The following is a 16,736-nucleotide window of genomic DNA, read 5'->3' on the forward strand; positions in this document are numbered from 1 at the left end:
TGGCGCGTTGACATTGGAATACCGACCTTGCAGCTGCCATGGTTGGACAAGCAGGGAAAATTGGGTTAAGCTCTAGCCCTATAATTCATTAATCGCTAAAGAGGTTGCAATGGAAATCTGGCTAGGTTTGTTAGCTGCTGTTTGGGCAATATTATTATTTGGCGGCTTTGTTCTAGGCAGCGATAATCCTGAAAAAACTTACCGGATGCCCCTTAATGCTAGGTTAAGCTCCTCGTTTGCGCTAGTGATAGCCGGGTGGTGTTGGGTATTGGCGGTAGGTACTAAACCCGGTGATTTTGCCCTTTTTATTGCGTTGGGTATGACGTTCGGATTTATCGGCGATTTGTGTATGGCAAGCGTCATACCCTTACCTCAGCCCGCGCTTGGCGGGATTGGCGCGTTCGGAGTTGGGCATGTCTTTTATATCATAGCAATGCTTACTTTTGGGAATAGCTACGGGTTGGATTCTCCTGTTTCGCGTTGGCTGGCTTTAGTAATATGGTGGTTGATTGGTTTGGGAGGGTGGTATATCGTAGTGGGGCGGAAGGGTAAACCGGATGCGCTTCGATTAGCCGCTTTGCCCTACGCGCTTTTGTTAAGCAGTATCGCCGGATTTGCCAGCGGTCTTGCTGTACAATCTGGCGGGTTCAGCTTTTTAGCAATCGGTGCCGCTCTTTTTCTTTTCAGCGATTTATTAATAGCGGCTCAATTATTTTCAGGCTTAAACTTTCGGCATATCGGTGATGTAATCTGGCTAACCTATGGACCGGCGCAATTTCTGATTGTATATAGTATTATCAATGCGCTGGCGGTATCCGGCGCGAGCTAAAAAAACCCCACCCTACGAGTTGGAGTAGGATGAGGCTTTTTTTCTATGGCAGTTGAGAAACGATATGTAATTCTTATGCCACACCAAGATTAAAATTCTCGCTAAGCGCAATTTCTCGCACCTTATATAGTAAAAGTTCACTCGCTCTGTGTATCTTCTGCTCCACGCCCATAACATTAAAATACCAAAGGGTCATCCCTTCAAAAATAACCTCAACACTCAAATGCGTGCCGGAGTTAGTGGGCAGAACAGTCCAAGTGTGCCGCGCTTTAAATTCTTTGCATTGTGCTTGCCAGCTAAAATATGACTCCGATTCAATTTCGGTCAGTCGGGATGCGCGATTTCTGTCGTTAAGTGGGCTAAGTGCTTGAAGAAATGTGCTAAAGGGCGAGAATTTGTGTTCAACCTGATTCTTAGAAGATACTGACTCTATATTGGCGGTACTAAGCAACGCCGACCATACAACTTGGGTATCGGTCTCAATATCCAGTGCGCTGACTACTTTCAAATTAAAATCAGTAGTATCTCTAAAGCGTTCAAGCCGATAATTTGATTCTCTGCTCATAAGTAAAAACCTCAGCCTGACAAAATTACTACTACACTAATATGATATTAATGATACCATTTTATTATGAATAGGCTGCTATTACTTTTTTGCTATTAATTTTTACTGATTAGTACCATTCTATGACCCGTACTTTAGAGTCCTTAAATATGTTACCCACCGGACGCATCGAGGGTAAGAGCAACCTCCCACAGAACCAGAACCCGTTCCCATAGGGGCGTATTTGAATACGCTTTTCTTTTATTGCTATAGAGTTTAGGCGATATTTAGCAGAGTAGTGTATAATTGAACTGTTCGCCGATTAATTAATTAATTACAAAGGATTGATAACTTGAGCGAAGATAATATAGAGCGAATCGTAGCGCAACCCGTTAGGGGCAAAGCTGATTTGCACCTCCATACCACTGCCAGCGATGGTATGGGAACTGTTGAAGAAATGCTTGACTACGTTGAAAATAAAACAGATCTCGATGTCATAGCTATTACTGACCACGATGAAATAAGAGGAGCTTGGGCAGCGCGAGAACTGGCTGCTAAGAATAATTACCGCTTCAAGATAGTAATGGGGCAGGAAATTACCAGCCGTCATGGGCATATCTTGATTTATGGCGTAGAAGAACCTTTTAAAATGTTCAAATCGTTGGAAGCAACGGTAGAATGGGCGCATGAGCGCGGAGGCGTGGTTATTATCCCTCACCCGCTCAGCTATATGACTCTCAGCGTAGGCGAAAGCCAGCTTCGCAAGCTTTTCAGCAAGCAACTGCACGTTGATGGCATAGAAATAATTAATCCCAGTATTGCGGGTTATGTGCGCCGCCACGAAGTAAAAGCCATTAATGATGAAGAATGGAATTTGGCGCAAATTGGTAGTAGCGATGCTCATTTTCCGAGACATATCGCCACTGCTTATACTTCTTTTCCCGGCAATACTATTGAGGATTTGCTTCAAGCTATCAAAGACCGTACCACTGAGCCACATGGGCGTTATCTGACTATTAAAGAACAGTTGCAGGGCGCTGGTAAACAAAATCTGAGAAGTTTGGTTGTTCTACCCGCTGATAAAATGCGTAGAGCTATTGCTACTGTATCGCGGCGATTGCCTAATAAGTGAGCGAAGGCGGGAAAGAATTTAGCTAATGAAGATTTGCCTTGTTTCGCCTTACGATTATACACGTGAAGGTGGCGTTAATCAGCATATAATGTACCTTGCCGAAAATTTTCGAGCAATGGGACATTCTGCTAAAATTATTGCCCCAACTTCAGTTGACCCTGAAGAGTTTTTGCACCCTGACCCCGATGTTTATTTGGTGGGTAATGTTGTACCCATTAAGGCTAACGGCAGTGTTGCCCGTATTACTCTTTCTCTCAATCTCAGTAGCAAAATAAAGCAAATCATGCTGGATGAGCAATTCGATGTGGTGCATGTGCATGAGCCGCTCATGCCCGCGTTGCCTCTAACCGTTCTGTTAAATTCCAAAGCAGTAAATATCGGCACTTTCCACGCTTTTTCACAGTCGCATATCGGCTATTATTATATGCGCCCCTTCTTGCGCCCTTTTCTTAATAGGCTGGATGGGAGAATTGCTGTTTCAAAGCCTGCTCTCGAATTTATCAGCCAGTATTTCAGGGGGAATTATGAAATCATCCCCAACGGTATTGACCTCAGCCGCTTTGAAAAAGAGCATGAACCTATCCCTGAACTGACTGACGGCAAGGTGAACATTCTTTTTGTGGGAAGGTTTAGCGAACGGCGCAAGGGTCTTAAATTCTTGTTGCGTGCCTATAATACGGTAAAGACGCAAATTCCAAATGCAAGGCTGGTAATTGTTGGTAAAGGTGAGACTAAAGGCTATCAAAATTACCTGAACCGAAACGGTATAAAAGATGTGGTCTTTACCGGCTTTGTACCGGATGAAATGTTGCCTCGCTACTATAGAAGCTGCCATGTTTTTTGCGCTCCTTCCATTGGAGGCGAGAGTTTTGGGATTATCTTGCTGGAAGCAATGGCAAGCGGTTTGCCCGTAATTGCCAGCGATATTCCCGGTTATGCCAGCGTTTTGCAACACGGGGTGCAGGGTTTGTTAATTGAGCCGCGTAACCGTGAGGCTCTTGCCTTGTCGTTGGTGCATTTGTTGGCAGATGCTGATTTAAGCAAGAAGATGGGTGAAGCCGGACGCGCCCGCGCTTTGGATTATACATGGGAAAAAGTAGCTCAGCGTGTTCTTGCCTTTTACGAACGCAGCGAAAACCGCCGCCGCGCTCGCATAAGACTCAAGCGCATTCGTAGAGCAACGCGGCGGTATTATGGCTTTGGTTGGCTGTTAAAAAGAGGGAATCGCCCCACTTCATCTTACCCTGACGATTCTACCCCTCCAAGAGAGGCTACTGGGTAAAAATCAGAACCAGCCTAGCGGCTTGAAAATATAAATAAACTGAAAGAGCGAAAAGAAGTAGCCAAAGATGCTACCCCAGATTACTTGCGGGAGGGTATGCGCCTTTAGATAGACCCGTGTCCAACCTACCATCGGGAAGAGGAAAAAGAGAGGCGCTATAATTCCACCGCTAGTTATAGTCAAGATAGCTAAGGGCGAACCCACCCCTGTCATATGCACGCTGATTTTCCAGAAGAAATTAATCAGCAATACAATTATAAGATTGACAGTGTAGCAGGTTGCCAAAGCGGTAACATAACCGTTACCGTAGAAACCTAACAAAAATAGCACGCCTACCAAGTAAGAGGCGATAGTTAGAATAAATGGAATAGTACGTTGGCTACGAATAGGAATGTGAATGTTGTTTACCTTGTGGCTAACCCGCAGCGTTAGCACTACAAATATCGGAATTGTGACTCCAAAGGTAATTGCCAAAAACTGACCAAGCCAGTAATTTTCGGGTGGGATGTGTTTTTCAGTATCATACAAGCCTAGAATCAAGTACGTGGGTATAGCAATAATAGGCGGCGCAGTAAAATTTGTAATATTCTGCGCCACCCAAGTAAGAATGCCGGTATTATCTTTTAGCGGCGCCTTATTTTTCAGTCGAGTTTCACCCGGCATGCTTGCTTTTTTCTCAGAAACTTCGCTCAACTAGGAAAGCGCATAAATCGTGCAGTTGTTTTAAGGGCGGATTCTTTTCAATAGAATCGGGCATTGCTTCTGACAAGGCTGTTTCCGCTTCTGCCCGCAATTTATCTGCCTGATTTTGCGAAAAGTCTTTCGCGCCGCATCGCTCAAAAGCATCCATAATAAATTGTTCTTCGGACGGATTCACAGGGTTAGTGCGATGGTAAATCTCAAGCAATTGCTCATGGTCTGAACCTGTAGCATGGGTCAAGGCATATATAACAGGCAGGCTTTTCTTGCGCCGTCTAATGTCGCTGCCGCTAGGTTTGCCCGTTTCGCTGGAAAGCCCCCAGATACCCAGAATATCATCTCTAATCTGAAAAGCCAACCCGATTTTCAAGCCGAAAGTGGCGAGGTTATGCACTACGCTTTCATCCAGCGGTTCTGGTAACCCGGAGATAGCGGCACACTCAAGAGCGCAACTGAAAATAGCGGCGGTTTTGCCGCCAATCATATCAATATACATTTCTGGCGTTACTTCAAGCGTATCCTCGAAGCTCATGTCTTTGTGCTGACCCAACGCTAACTTGACGGACATATCAGATATTGATTCCGCTATTCGCAAGGTGCGTTCTTGGGTTAGCCCCTTATTAGCGGCGCGATATAGCCGCCGGAAAGCCAACACATGCAAGCAATCGCCCACATTTATCGCTTTGGGTTTGCCCCAGAGCGCCCAAATGGTAGGACGACCGCGCCGCTCTATGTCATCGTCTTCTATGTCATCATGAATCAGGCTGTAATTATGAATCATTTCGAGGCAAGCTGCCGCGGGAAGGGCGGGCGCAAGCGGTGCGTCAAAGCCCATAGGATGGCACGCTTGATAGGCAAGAAGGTACATTACAGGGCGCAATTTTTTGCCGCTATTGCCGCCCACTACCTCTTTGAAATCCTCGTCAACCCAACCAAATTGGTAACTAATCGCGCCACGCATAAATTCGTCAAGCTTTATAGCTAACTCATCTTTGATTTCAGCGTCTATTGCGGCGGCATAGCGGGTTAATGCTTTGGTAAATTCTTGATTTTGGCTCATATTTATTTTCTAGTGTTTGAAATGACGTTGTCCGGTAAAAATCATTGCAAGGTTATGTTTCTGCGCTACTTCGATTACATCTTGGTCACTGATTGAGCCGCCGGGTTGTATAATGGCTGTGACCCCACCATACGCAGCGGTTTCCACCCCATCCACTTTAGGGAAATAGGCATCGCTGGCAAGTACGCAGCCATTGGCGCGAGAACCTGCTTTTGAAAGAGCAATTTTAACCGAATCTACCCGGCTAGGTTGCCCCGCTCCCATTCCAATGATAGCATGGTTTTTAGCCAGTACGATAGCATTAGATTTAACGTGTTTGACGGCACGCCACGCGAATTGTAGGTTTGTTATTTCCTCAAGAGTTGGCTCACGTCCGGTCATAACCTGCATTGGAATATCGCGTTCAGCTAACACATCGCGGGTTTGGGCGAGGAAGCCGCCTAACACTGGGCGCAATTCCAAATTCATCACTATTTGATCCAAACCTACGGTTAAGTCTCCCGTTTCCAGAAGGCGCAAATTTTTGCGTTTCTTGAAAATTTCAAGAGCTTCCGGCGTAAAACCCGGCGCAACTACTACCTCGAAGAATGACGCTGAAATAGAACTGGCTAGTTCGGCGGTTATGGTGCGATTTACACCGATAATACCCCCATAGGCTGAGATGGCATCTCCCGCCAAAGCCAATTCATAGGCGGTTTGCAGATTGGAATTGCTGGCTAATCCGCATGGGTTACTATGCTTAACTACGGTAACGGTGGGTGCGGAGAAATCGCGCACAATTTCGAGCGCGGCATCCGCATCGAGGATATTATTATAGGATAACTCTTTGCCCTGTAATTGTTTGGCGGTAGCGATGCTGGTAAATTTCTGATCCCCGCTACTGCGCCACCCATAAAAAGCCGCTATCTGATGCGGATTTTCCCCATAGCGCAAATCTTGAACCTTTTCGAGCGCGACAGTCATACGTTCTGGGAAGTGTTCCGTTTTGGTGCGTAAATATTGGGCAATATAGGTATCGTAAGAAGCGGTGTGTTGGAAGGCTTTAGCAGCAAGCTTCTGGCGAAAATCATTATCGGCAATGCCTTCTTGCGGTGGCTCAGCCAACGCGGTTATTACTTCTTTGTAGTCATCCGGGCTTACCACAACCAGTACATTCTGGAAGTTTTTAGCGGCGGCGCGTAGTAAGGCAACCCCACCAATATCTATATCTTCCAAAGCAAGGTCAAGGGTTGTGTCCGGTTTGGCTACAGTCGAGGAGAAGGGGTAAAGATTTACCACCACCAAATCAATCAAGGAGATGTGATGTTCGGAAAGGTCAGAGAGGTGTTCAGCCTTGTCACGCTTTGCGAGGATGCCTCCGTGAATGCCGGGGTGCAGGGTTTTAACCCGCCCTTCCAGAATTTCAGGAAAATTGGTTAATTCGGTTATTGAATGAACCTCTACTTCTGAATCGGCTAGTACATTCTTGGTACCGCCGGTAGAGTATATTTCGAAACCAGCCGCTACTAGCCCTCTAGCAAACTCAACTATACCGGTTTTATCTGATACACTGATAAGTGCGCGACCGCGCTTTTCTGGCATTTTCAAAGCCCTCCCTGTTTGCCTGATTACCCCTCTAAGCTAATTTTCTCAATGTTGATTCTATTATCAGAGAGTATCAGAAGCAAGGTATTTTAGCAACTAATCAGGCTACAAACACTGCCGAAATCCAATGAATTATTGCAATGGCTAATTCATTCCATAATGAAACACTATTGTGTATAGCCTTTTGGAAGTCGCAAAGAAAAACATATTGAATTGAATCGGTAATAGGTATAGGTTATAATGAATGTGAAGCACATTAGACCTTAATTAAAATATTTAGACTATTCAATGAAGAATACCCTCTTGTGGAGTATTGTTCTAAGCAATTTAGCTCATATATGAGGAAGGAAAAAGCCAATGTCGGTTGAAAAAGTGGAAGCAGCCGGAGACCCCAAGGCTGAAGAGGGTAAAGTCGAAAAAGGTCTAGAGGGTGTTGTTGCTCTCGAAAGCTCTATAAGTTCGATAATTGGCAGCACTCTAACCTATCGCGGCATTGAAATTGATGAACTGGCTGAAAAAGCTACGTTTGAAGAAGTAATTTATCTATTATGGTTTGGCAAATTGCCCAATCGCGCCGAACTGGATGAATTAGATGCCCGTCTGCGTGAAAATTCAGAATTGCCCGAACCGGTATATCAACTTATAAAAAGTTTCCCCAAAGACATTATTCCGATGGACGGGTTGCGCTCGGCTGTTTCGGTGCTAGGGCATTATGACCCAGATGCAGCGGCAAAACCGGATGACCCGGAAGCCAACCTGCGAAAAGCTATTCGCATGACCGCTGCTTTCCCGATTCTTGTCACCGCTATTGAGCGTGCTAAAAATGGGCTGGAGCCGATTAAGCCGCGCAAGGATTTAAGTATCGCCGGAAATTTCGTGTATATGCTTGATGGGGTAGAGCCTGACCGGATTGCAATTCGCGCTATTGATACTGCCTTGGTTCTACACGCCGACCATGAGTTGAACGCCAGCACTTTCTCTGCTCGCGGCACTGTATCAACTCTTTCCGATATTCATAGTGCGATTGTAAGCGCAATTGGTACCCTGAAGGGTCCTTTGCATGGTGGCGCGAACGAGGCAGTTATGAAGATGTTGCTGAAAATTGACGATGTAAGCAAAGCCGAGCAGTGGATTAAGGATGCGATTGCCCATAAGGAAAAGATAATGGGCTTCGGTCATCGCGTGTATAAAAATGGTGACCCTCGCGCTAAGCACCTGCGTAAAATGAGCGAAGAATTGGGTAAGCTAAAGGGTGAGACGCGCTGGTATGAAATGTCCATCATCATTGATGACTACGTTTCACACGAAAAAGGCTTGTTACCCAATGTTGACTTCTATTCCGCCAGCCTTTACTATGTGCTTGGCATTCCAATAGAAGCTTTTACCCCTGTGTTTGCTTGTAGCCGTATATCAGGGTGGATTGCCCATTGTTTTGAACAATATGCTGACAATCGTTTGATTCGCCCGCGAGCGCATTACAACGGGCCCATCAATCAGCACTATATCCCCATTGAAGAAAGGGTGTAATGCTCGACCTAAAATTAATAAGGGAAAATCCAGAGGTAGTTCGTAGGGCTATTGAGGTTAAGCACGTTGATTTAAATCTGGATGAATTGCTGGAAGCTGATCGTTACTCCCTTGACCTTGAAAAGAAAATAATGGCGTTGAACACCGAGTCCAACGCCAATGCTAAAAAATTCGGTAAAGCTACTCCTGAAGAAAGAGAAGCTTTAAAAGAGCGGGGTCGTGACATCAACGCTGAAATCACTGCGTTAACGCCACAACTACAGGAAGCACGTGACCGTTTAGCGGCATTGATGCTGGAAGTACCCAATATACCAGCAGAGTTTGCGCCCATCGGTGAAAGCGAAGATGATAACGTTGTTATCAAAAGCTGGGGAGAGCCTCGCCATTTTGATTTTCCACCCCTCGACCATGTGCAGATACTAGAAAATCACAAATGGGCTGATTTTCAGCGCATCGCTGCGGTGTCCGGTAGTCGAAGTTATTCGTTACGGAATGAGGCGGTGTTACTTGAGTTTGCCTTGTTGCGGTTTGCCCTTGAGAAAATGATGGCAAAGGGCTTTACTTTAGCCAGTGTTCCTTCGATGGCGCGTGAGTACACTTTTATGGGGCAGGGAATGTTTCCTAAAGCTCGCGACCAAGTTTATTCTGTCCCTGAAGATGATATTTATCTAGCGGGAACCTCTGAGGTCGCGCTTAATAGCTTGCACAAGGATGAAATTCTAAGCGAAAGTGAGCTACCCATCCTTTATGGGGGTTTCTCTGCTTGTTTCAGGCGGGAAGCGGGTAGTAGCGGGCGCGATGTTCGCGGGCTTATCCGGGTGCATCAGTTTAACAAGGTAGAGCAATATGTCTTATGCAAAAATGACTCGGAAGAGTCGGCGGCATGGCATCAGAAATTGCTCAACACTTCTGAAGAGATTTTGCAAGCGTTGGAGTTGCCCTATCAGGTCGTAGAATGTTGCACCGGAGATATGGGGCTTGGCAAGTTTCGGATGAATGACATCAATTCGTGGGTACCAAGTGAGGGCAAATATCGAGAAACGCATAGCTGCTCGTCTCTGCACGATTGGCAAGCGCGGCGAACTAACTTGCGCTATCGAGGAGAGGATGGCAAGGTACGGTTCGCCCATACTCTAAATAATACTGCGCTGGCGACACCGCGTATCATGGTTCCGTTCTTGGAGAATCATCAGCAGGCAGATGGCTCGATTAGCCTTCCGGCGGCATTACAGCCTTATATGGGTGGGTTGCAAAAGCTAGGTTAAGCCTAAAACTTGGTAAATAAAATAAGTAGTAACAAAAACGGCGCTACCCCTTAAAGTAACGCCGTTTTTGAGTCTTAGTTGGAAGCCATAAAGACTTCTATTTCATTCATTATTTTATTCAAGGCTTGGAGCGCATCCGGTTGGATAGCCCGCGCCTGCTCTGTCACTATCCCGATTAATTGCACGAGCATATCGTCAACAATCGTTTGGTTGTTTCGCAGCATAGTTATTCGGCTGAGGCTATCCGAAACTGAAACTTGCAAGAGGTCCTGCAACAAAGCCTGTCGTGCATGAATCTCGCGCATCTCCTCTTCGGTTAGTTCATCCTCCTCGTCTCCGTCCTCGTCTTCCTCTTCTTCGTCATACTCGTAATCTTCAAGGCTTTCGCCACGGGCTGCCATAACCAAAGCCATTGGGTCATCGGTGACGATTGGCTCAAACATATAATCAGCCTGTTCTTCTTCCGGTACGCTTGCCAAAAATTCTTCCAGAATAGGACCAATCATTGAGCTGATGGTTTCTTCGTCCATTTCTTCGGCATTTGGGACGAATGCCAGCACCATTTCACGTTCCGATTCGTGCAGAACAAGTGGTACAGGTATAAAACCCGATGCGCTGCATTTGGGGCAATGTGCAATGTTAATACTGCCTTCTTTTAACGCGCCAAAGGCATCTGCATCGGCTTCATCTGCGGAGTCAATAACAGTATAACCACTTGCTTGGAAAGCTGTACCACACTCGGGGCAGGTTATTTCAAGGTCAAGCACTTTCGACATAAGATAGTCTCACTTTCTATGATAATGCCCCAAAAGAAACCCGGCAACTGACAATGAGCAGCCACCGGCGCAATTGGCATCGTCAACATTATAAGATTTATAAGAATATATGTCTAGAAAAATACACCTAGAAACAGGGCGGTTGCAAGAATGGCATTGCTCTCGATGGGTGGCGAAACTAATTATTTGATAAAACGTCGGTGTGATAATAATCTAATTCACAAAGTAGAAAAATTTCAAATATCCTATATAATCGAACTCATATTATGACTGGGCATGTCAGATAAACACCTCGATGCTGCGGTGACCAAACCCTAGAAGAACGCAAATTTAGATAAGCTGAGGAGGAATGGACGAATGGCAATGCCTAACCAGAAACGGCTAGGGGTTTTGACCAGTGGGGGCGATTCGCCCGGTATGAATGCGGCAGTACGCGCGGTAGTACGCACGGCAGTATCTAGCGGTTGGGAGGTATTAGGTATCCGGCGAGGATACAATGGGATTTTTACCCGCAACTTTGTAAAAATGAACTCCCGAAGTGTAGCCAATATTATTGATAAAGGCGGAACTGTTCTAGGCTCTAGCCGTTCTAATCGTTTTATGGATGCGGCAGGTAGGGTAGATGCGGTGAATATTCTGCGCGAAGCCGGTATAGATGGAATGATAATTATCGGCGGGAACGGCAGTTTGACCGGCGCTCTTGAACTTGAAAAGCTTGGTATGCCGGTAGTGGGCTTGCCCGCTTCGATTGATAATGATTTGGTGGGAACTGATATGGCTATCGGGGTGGATACTTGCCTTAATACCATAATGGCTGCGCTCGATAACATTCGTGATACCGCCAGCAGTCATCATCGCGCTTTTATTATCGAGGTAATGGGTAGAAATTGCGGGTACTTGGCGTTGATGGCTTCCCTGAATGGCGGCGCGGATGTGGTTATTACGCCGGACAGAACCCCTACGCTGGAGGAAGTGTCTCAAATGCTCCGACAATCTCGCAACTTTGGTAGAAGCCATGCGATTATTATTGTGGCGGAAGGCTCTAGCTTAAAATCCGAGGAAATTGCTCACTATCTGACCAAAGAGATAATGGATTATTACGAAACCCGCCTGACTATTTTGGGGCATGTGCAAAGAGGCGGTTCGCCTAGCGCATTTGACCGAATTATCGCTACTCGTTTGGGCGCAAGGGCAGTTCAGACCTTGTTGAGCGGGAAAAGTGGGGTAATGTGTGGGCTAGTGCATGGAAGGCTCTGCGAGACTCCCCTCAGCGAGGTAGTCGGACGCGTGAAGGAAACAGATGCTGAGATTTACGAGCTTATCCGAATCATGTCTCATTAGCTGAGCGTATAGTCATGATATTGTCCCTAAAAAAGAGAACTCATATTTAGGGAAGATAACCTAGACTGGTTTTATTAGGGGTTTAAAACTTCGTGCAAGGCTTGTTTCAAAAGAGATGGTGTAAAGGGCTTGCAAATTGCGCCATCGAAGCCGTACTCCCGGTAATAGGTCATTATTGGGTCAGTAATATAATCGGTAGCTCCAAGAGCTTTTATATTTCGGTCCAGCTGGTGTATTATTTCGATAAAATCCGTAGCTTTGCTGTGTTCTGACTCCCCTAATTCGAATATGATAACATTAAAGGGTTGCTCAGTCTGAATCGCTTGTAAGGCGGCTTTCCTTGTTTCAACTGTTTCTACTGTATAGCCTATTTTAGTAAGAACTTTACTTATTATAATTCTGGTACTTTCATCTTCATCTACCACCAAAATTCGCCCTAGGCGAGTTGTTGCGGTGCTCCACGCGCTGGGTTTCCCGGTACTCGGTTCAATGTAAGCGGGTAGATAGAGAGAAACGGTTGTACCTTTGCCTTTTTCACTTTCTAGTACAATTTGACCCTCATGTTTTCGCATAATCGAGTAACAAATGGATAGCCCCAAGCCATTACCCATAAATTTGGTACTAAAATATGGGTCAAAAATCATAGGAATGTTGTCAGCAGGAATCCCTGACCCACAATCTCGAATGGTAATAAGAATATAATTACCCGGATTCAGCAACGGAACTTGTTCTGCTTCCAAGGTTATGTTAGCTGTACTGACATAGAGAACCCCACCATTTGGCATTGCATCTATGGCATTCTGCACTAGATTTTGGATTACCTGACTTATTTGTCGCTGATCCGCTATTGTGTTCCAAGTATTATCGCTTAGCTCAAATTCGGCATTTAAGTTACTGTTTTCTAGCATAAATTGAACGGTGCCTTTAATTACGTCCTGAATTCTGGTGGGCTGTTTGAGAGGGGAACCCCCTTTAGCAAAGGTAATCAGTTGTTGCGCTATGTCTTTGGCGCGGAGTGAAGCTTTTTCAGCTTCTTCAAGAAATTGCAAATTAGGACTAGTTTCATCACTTTCCAGCATTGCCAGCGAAATATTGCCAAGAATCGCTGTAAGAATATTGTTAAAGTTGTGGGCAATGCCGCCTGCCAGCACTCCTAGCGATTCGAGGTTGCGGGCTTTTAGTCTTTCTTCAGTTAATTTCTTTTTGTCGGTAATATCGAGAAAAGCTAATACCGTTCCCAAGAAATTCCCATCTGTATCGAGTAAAGGTGCGCCTTGATAGGAAATATAATGCGTTGTTCCGTTTCGGGCTACTAGCAGGTAGTGTTCGCTTTCTTGTTGAATATTTCCCCCACTTATTAATTGTTGCAATATTAGGCTTTCGAGGTGTTCTCCGGTTCTGCTATTTACGATTTGGATAACCTTATCGAGCGGTTTCCATAGCACTTCTTCCTGTAACCAATCGGTCATATTCTCGGCAGCCCGGTTAAATAGCTCAATTTTACCTTCTCGGTTGATAACTATAACCCCATCCCCAATCGAGCGCAGAGTAATATCAAGGCGGTCTTTCTCGTTCTGTAAAGCTTCTTCCAGCTTTTTGCGTTCGGTAATATCTAATCCCATTCCTAGAAAATAGGATTGCCCGGCTATTGTTAGCAGCCTGAATGATACTAGTGCATTCCGATATTTACCGCTTTTGGTTCTGATTTTTGCTTCCAAATTATCAACAAAACCGAATTCTTTAACTTGCCTATAAGTCTCCTCTCGCACATTGTTATCGAATACACCTAGTTCAGAACTGGTATGCCCTATTGCCTCTGTACGGATATAGCCTGTGGTTTTTAACCACACCTCGTTTGCTTCAACGATTGTTCCATCTGACGCATTGGTTATTGTTATCATTGCAGGCGAATTGTAGAAAATGCTGGAGAATTTTTCCTCAGATTGTTGTAGCGCTACCTTAGCTTTGTTCAATTCGGTAATATCATAAAATGAGGTTAGAATAAATCCCTTATCATTAATTGTTTCTTTACTGATAGAAGAAATTATGAAAAGCTTCTCCCCATCTTTTTTTGTAATGGCGGCTTCAAAGTATCTGTACACATTGTCAAGGGCAATTTTCTCCAGCCAGATATTACTTTCAGCGGGATTAATGCCTAATACTTGGAACAAGTCATGTCCAATTACATCATCTCGACTGTAGCCGGTTATTTCCAGAAATCTATCATTTACTTCAACGAATACACCATCACGCAAATTGCTGATGGAAAGAGCTATCGGGGCGTATTTGAAAACTTTGGAAAATTGCTCACCTCTTTCGTGGATTAGTTGTTCGGCATGCTTGCGCTCGCTAATATCCCGAAACATCAGGTTGGCACGCGCTTCACCGTTCGTATTGTAAAAAATATGCGAGGTAATTTCTACCGGAAATTTAGTACCGTTCTTTCGTTTAAGTATCAACTCGCTAAAGGCATAGCCCTCTTTAGCGCGTTTTTCCAGAAACACTTTGAAACGAGAATCAGAAACCTCAACAATATCGGCTCTGCTCAGCTTGAGAAACTCCGCTCTGCTATAACCTAACATATTACAGGCTGCCGGATTAGCTCCTAGAATTATCCCATCTACCGTTGCCAGCATCAGCCCATCTTGGCTATTCTCAAAAATTGATTGGAGCAATAAAATATCTTCGTTGACATCTCGATTGAAATTAATTGATCCTGTCATTTGGGAGTAAAATTCGGGAACTTTCTCTGTATTTTGATTCTCAAAATCGGGGCTAGGTTCTGGCTTAGCTAGGTCATCGGTTTTTTTGAATAATACCAGTAATCCTTCCTCCATAGGATACATCTGAACATTTAGCCAACATGACAGCGGGGGGGTAGTAGTATTGAAATTCGGAAGACAGTTTTTTTTCTATTACTCGTTGGAAATTGTACTTAAAGAGGTTGCTATTCAGTTCCGGAAATTCGACTAAGATATTTTTCCCCAGCAACGTTTTTTGATTACGTTGGAGCAATTGTGCCGCAGCCGTGTTAATATGGATAAAATCCCCGCGAAAGTTGATTACGAAGACGCTTCCTTGTATATTGTTAAGAAAATTTGCTATCGAATTGAATGACTCGAATTGAGTTGACGTTAGGTTTTCGTTGTCAATATTTTGGTTCATTCGATCCATTTAGTTATCCTCATAGGAGAAATGAGCATTCGCATAGCTACTAAGAGCTATGTTAAAAGGGTAGAGAGGGAATATTCTATAACGAGGTGATTAGGTACTAGCAAATCCCGTACTTATTAAATTATACTTTAAATTCACTTGCAAGTAAATACTATAAAATGGGGTGGCGTTTATCGGCTGGCAGAGCAGCCTCGCATAGGGGCAACGGACGAAGGGCGAGAAATCGCGACCCGGAGGTCGCTCGTACAGGTTTTTAATTGGTAAATGTCTAGGGCAATAGCCCTCTCCCACAAAACACGCCCGCGATGTATGGCTTACAACCGCCCTATGTGATAAATCCATAATGATTGTAACAACCATAGGATATTATGATGCTTAGTTTATTTTTTAATTAAGCGTTTTTAATTAAAAATATTGCTATTGTAACTATATCGAACCTGAATTAAAATGAATAGTGCGAGTAAAAGATAAGTTGGGGTATGCTCGGAAGAAAAATAATTGCAAATGAGCATAATAATTTTAATGTGCTGTAGTCTTGAAATTCCAATTTTATCTTAAATTTCATGTTGAAAAGTCAAATTCGAACCAAATTTTTGGACTACTACGAGCAATAAAACACCCAACCCTGAAAACCATAATAATTACTGTTTGGGGTAGGTCGCTAAAGCTACATAGTAAAAGCACATTAAATTTCGCCAATATCCAGATCGCAGGCTTTTCTCTGATCAGAATAATAGGGCGGTAATGGTAATCTATAACGATAGCAACAAGAATCTTGGCAATGAAGCTGATTCTGGCACTCAGCTTGAAGCCTCAGAAGCAGTAGAGTTTGAATTGAATAATTTCGTTAATGGCTATGATGCAGTTAAAGTTATTCAGCAACTTATAAGGTCTCACGAACGTGAGATTCGCCGAGTATGTTATGATATTCATGATGGGGTTGCCCAAACCCTAATACCTGTACTCCACTACCTACAAATCATCGAGAATCTACCTCCAGAACGTCGCCATGAATATACAAACTTGATTCTAAAGGCACGCATTTTAGTACAACAGGCATTAGGCGAAGCCAGAGCAGTAATTGAAGGGTTGCGGCTAGACGATTTAGGCAACCTCAGTCTGCTAGATGCTCTACAACTTGAGTTACAACGCTGCAAGGAAGAGCAAGGCTGGGCATACGAGTTTGAAGCCGATGAACCTGATATTCCCCGTGACCATCAAGAGAAAATATATAGCATATTAAAAGAAGGTTTAAATAACATACGCAAACATGCTGCTGCCAAGCGGGTTGAGTTGCATATGAAGTTCCTTGAAGATGGCAGCTTTGAAATTGTATTGCGAGATTGGGGTATTGGTATTGATCCGAAGAAAATCAAAAGGAATGGTAAAGGTGGTTTAGGATTAATAGCAATGCAAGAACGCGCACAGGAAATTGGGGCAACCCTTGAATTGAGCAGTATAAAAAATCAAGGCACAACGATACGATTAAACCTTCCCGTGGATAAATCAGAATAATGAGGGCA

General features: G+C 44.4%; 13 protein-coding genes. 7 read left to right on the forward strand and 6 right to left on the reverse strand.

Annotated features, from left to right (window positions below):
- Positions 1–109 precede the first annotated feature (109 nt).
- Positions 110–829, forward strand: a complete 720-nt coding sequence (locus WCK19_RS10625) for a lysoplasmalogenase (protein ID WP_342397354.1) — start codon at positions 110–112, stop codon at positions 827–829.
- A 73-nt stretch (positions 830–902) separates the two neighbouring features.
- On the opposite strand, the gene WCK19_RS10630 is transcribed toward WCK19_RS10625, so the two are convergent.
- A complete protein-coding gene (locus WCK19_RS10630) occupies positions 903–1,394 on the reverse strand; it encodes a hypothetical protein (protein WP_342397355.1) in 492 nt (163 codons plus the stop codon).
- A gap of 331 nt (positions 1,395–1,725) precedes the next feature.
- On the opposite strand from WCK19_RS10630, the gene WCK19_RS10635 reads away from it, so the two are divergent.
- Both WCK19_RS10635 and WCK19_RS10640 read left to right on the forward strand, forming a co-directional pair.
- On the forward strand, positions 1,726–2,505 hold the full coding sequence (locus WCK19_RS10635) for a PHP-associated domain-containing protein (RefSeq protein WP_342397356.1): 780 nt from the start codon (positions 1,726–1,728) through the stop codon (positions 2,503–2,505).
- Between the two features lie 25 nt (positions 2,506–2,530).
- On the forward strand, positions 2,531–3,787 hold the full coding sequence (locus tag WCK19_RS10640; protein ID WP_342397357.1) for a glycosyltransferase family 4 protein: 1,257 nt from the start codon (positions 2,531–2,533) through the stop codon (positions 3,785–3,787).
- A 3-nt stretch (positions 3,788–3,790) separates the two neighbouring features.
- On the opposite strand, the gene WCK19_RS10645 is transcribed toward WCK19_RS10640, so the two are convergent.
- From WCK19_RS10645 to purH, 3 genes are read right to left on the reverse strand one after another with little or no spacing between them, the layout of a single operon-like run.
- The gene (locus tag WCK19_RS10645) at positions 3,791–4,450 is read right to left on the reverse strand and encodes a hypothetical protein (protein WP_342397358.1); all 660 of its coding nucleotides are present in this window, start codon (positions 4,448–4,450) and stop codon (positions 3,791–3,793) included.
- A 13-nt stretch (positions 4,451–4,463) separates the two neighbouring features.
- A complete protein-coding gene (locus WCK19_RS10650; RefSeq protein ID WP_342397359.1) occupies positions 4,464–5,546 on the reverse strand; it encodes a polyprenyl synthetase family protein in 1,083 nt (360 codons plus the stop codon).
- 9 nt (positions 5,547–5,555) lie between these two features.
- The gene (gene purH / locus WCK19_RS10655; RefSeq protein WP_342397360.1) at positions 5,556–7,127 is read right to left on the reverse strand and encodes a bifunctional phosphoribosylaminoimidazolecarboxamide formyltransferase/IMP cyclohydrolase; all 1,572 of its coding nucleotides are present in this window, start codon (positions 7,125–7,127) and stop codon (positions 5,556–5,558) included.
- Positions 7,128–7,487: 360 nt separating this feature from the next.
- Between purH and WCK19_RS10660 the strand changes: the two genes are divergently transcribed.
- Complete coding sequence (locus tag WCK19_RS10660) at positions 7,488–8,657, forward strand: citrate/2-methylcitrate synthase (RefSeq protein WP_342397361.1); 1,170 nt, start codon at positions 7,488–7,490, stop codon at positions 8,655–8,657.
- The gene (gene serS, locus WCK19_RS10665) at positions 8,657–9,922 is read left to right on the forward strand and encodes a serine--tRNA ligase (RefSeq protein ID WP_342397362.1); all 1,266 of its coding nucleotides are present in this window, start codon (positions 8,657–8,659) and stop codon (positions 9,920–9,922) included. Before WCK19_RS10660 ends, serS begins: the two co-directional genes overlap by 1 nt.
- A gap of 74 nt (positions 9,923–9,996) precedes the next feature.
- Here serS and WCK19_RS10670 read toward each other — a convergent pair whose 3' ends face one another.
- On the reverse strand, positions 9,997–10,698 hold the full coding sequence (locus WCK19_RS10670; RefSeq protein WP_342397363.1) for a CpXC domain-containing protein: 702 nt from the start codon (positions 10,696–10,698) through the stop codon (positions 9,997–9,999).
- Positions 10,699–11,055: 357 nt separating this feature from the next.
- On the opposite strand from WCK19_RS10670, the gene pfkA reads away from it, so the two are divergent.
- The gene (gene pfkA, locus WCK19_RS10675) at positions 11,056–12,039 is read left to right on the forward strand and encodes a 6-phosphofructokinase (protein ID WP_342397364.1); all 984 of its coding nucleotides are present in this window, start codon (positions 11,056–11,058) and stop codon (positions 12,037–12,039) included.
- 74 nt (positions 12,040–12,113) lie between these two features.
- On the opposite strand, the gene WCK19_RS10680 is transcribed toward pfkA, so the two are convergent.
- Positions 12,114–14,876, reverse strand: coding sequence for a PAS domain S-box protein (locus WCK19_RS10680; RefSeq protein ID WP_342397365.1), 2,763 nt, complete (start codon positions 14,874–14,876; stop codon positions 12,114–12,116).
- A 1,081-nt stretch (positions 14,877–15,957) separates the two neighbouring features.
- On the opposite strand from WCK19_RS10680, the gene WCK19_RS10685 reads away from it, so the two are divergent.
- Positions 15,958–16,728: an ATP-binding protein gene (locus tag WCK19_RS10685; protein ID WP_342397366.1), complete on the forward strand. Its 771-nt coding sequence runs from the start codon at positions 15,958–15,960 to the stop codon at positions 16,726–16,728.
- The last annotated feature ends 8 nt before the right edge of the window (positions 16,729–16,736 follow it).

The sequence above is a fragment of the Candidatus Chlorohelix sp. genome, assembly GCF_037138995.1.
Lineage (GTDB): Bacteria > Chloroflexota > Chloroflexia > Chloroheliales > Chloroheliaceae > Chlorohelix.

What these genes read in the sequence shown, in the direction of transcription:
- WCK19_RS10625 (WP_342397354.1), top strand. Translation starts at nt 110, where the DNA reads ATGGAAATCTGGCTAGGTTTGTTAGCTGCTGTTTGGGCAATATTATTA.
- WCK19_RS10630 (WP_342397355.1), bottom strand. Translation starts at nt 1,394, where the DNA reads ATGAGCAGAGAATCAAATTATCGGCTTGAACGCTTTAGAGATACTACT.
- WCK19_RS10640 (WP_342397357.1), top strand. Translation starts at nt 2,531, where the DNA reads ATGAAGATTTGCCTTGTTTCGCCTTACGATTATACACGTGAAGGTGGC.
- WCK19_RS10645 (WP_342397358.1), bottom strand. Translation starts at nt 4,450, where the DNA reads ATGCCGGGTGAAACTCGACTGAAAAATAAGGCGCCGCTAAAAGATAAT.
- WCK19_RS10650 (WP_342397359.1), bottom strand. Translation starts at nt 5,546, where the DNA reads ATGAGCCAAAATCAAGAATTTACCAAAGCATTAACCCGCTATGCCGCC.
- purH (WP_342397360.1), bottom strand. Translation starts at nt 7,127, where the DNA reads ATGCCAGAAAAGCGCGGTCGCGCACTTATCAGTGTATCAGATAAAACC.
- WCK19_RS10660 (WP_342397361.1), top strand. Translation starts at nt 7,488, where the DNA reads ATGTCGGTTGAAAAAGTGGAAGCAGCCGGAGACCCCAAGGCTGAAGAG.
- serS (WP_342397362.1), top strand. Translation starts at nt 8,657, where the DNA reads ATGCTCGACCTAAAATTAATAAGGGAAAATCCAGAGGTAGTTCGTAGG.
- WCK19_RS10670 (WP_342397363.1), bottom strand. Translation starts at nt 10,698, where the DNA reads ATGTCGAAAGTGCTTGACCTTGAAATAACCTGCCCCGAGTGTGGTACA.
- pfkA (WP_342397364.1), top strand. Translation starts at nt 11,056, where the DNA reads ATGGCAATGCCTAACCAGAAACGGCTAGGGGTTTTGACCAGTGGGGGC.
- WCK19_RS10680 (WP_342397365.1), bottom strand. Translation starts at nt 14,876, where the DNA reads ATGGAGGAAGGATTACTGGTATTATTCAAAAAAACCGATGACCTAGCT.
- WCK19_RS10685 (WP_342397366.1), top strand. Translation starts at nt 15,958, where the DNA reads ATGGTAATCTATAACGATAGCAACAAGAATCTTGGCAATGAAGCTGAT.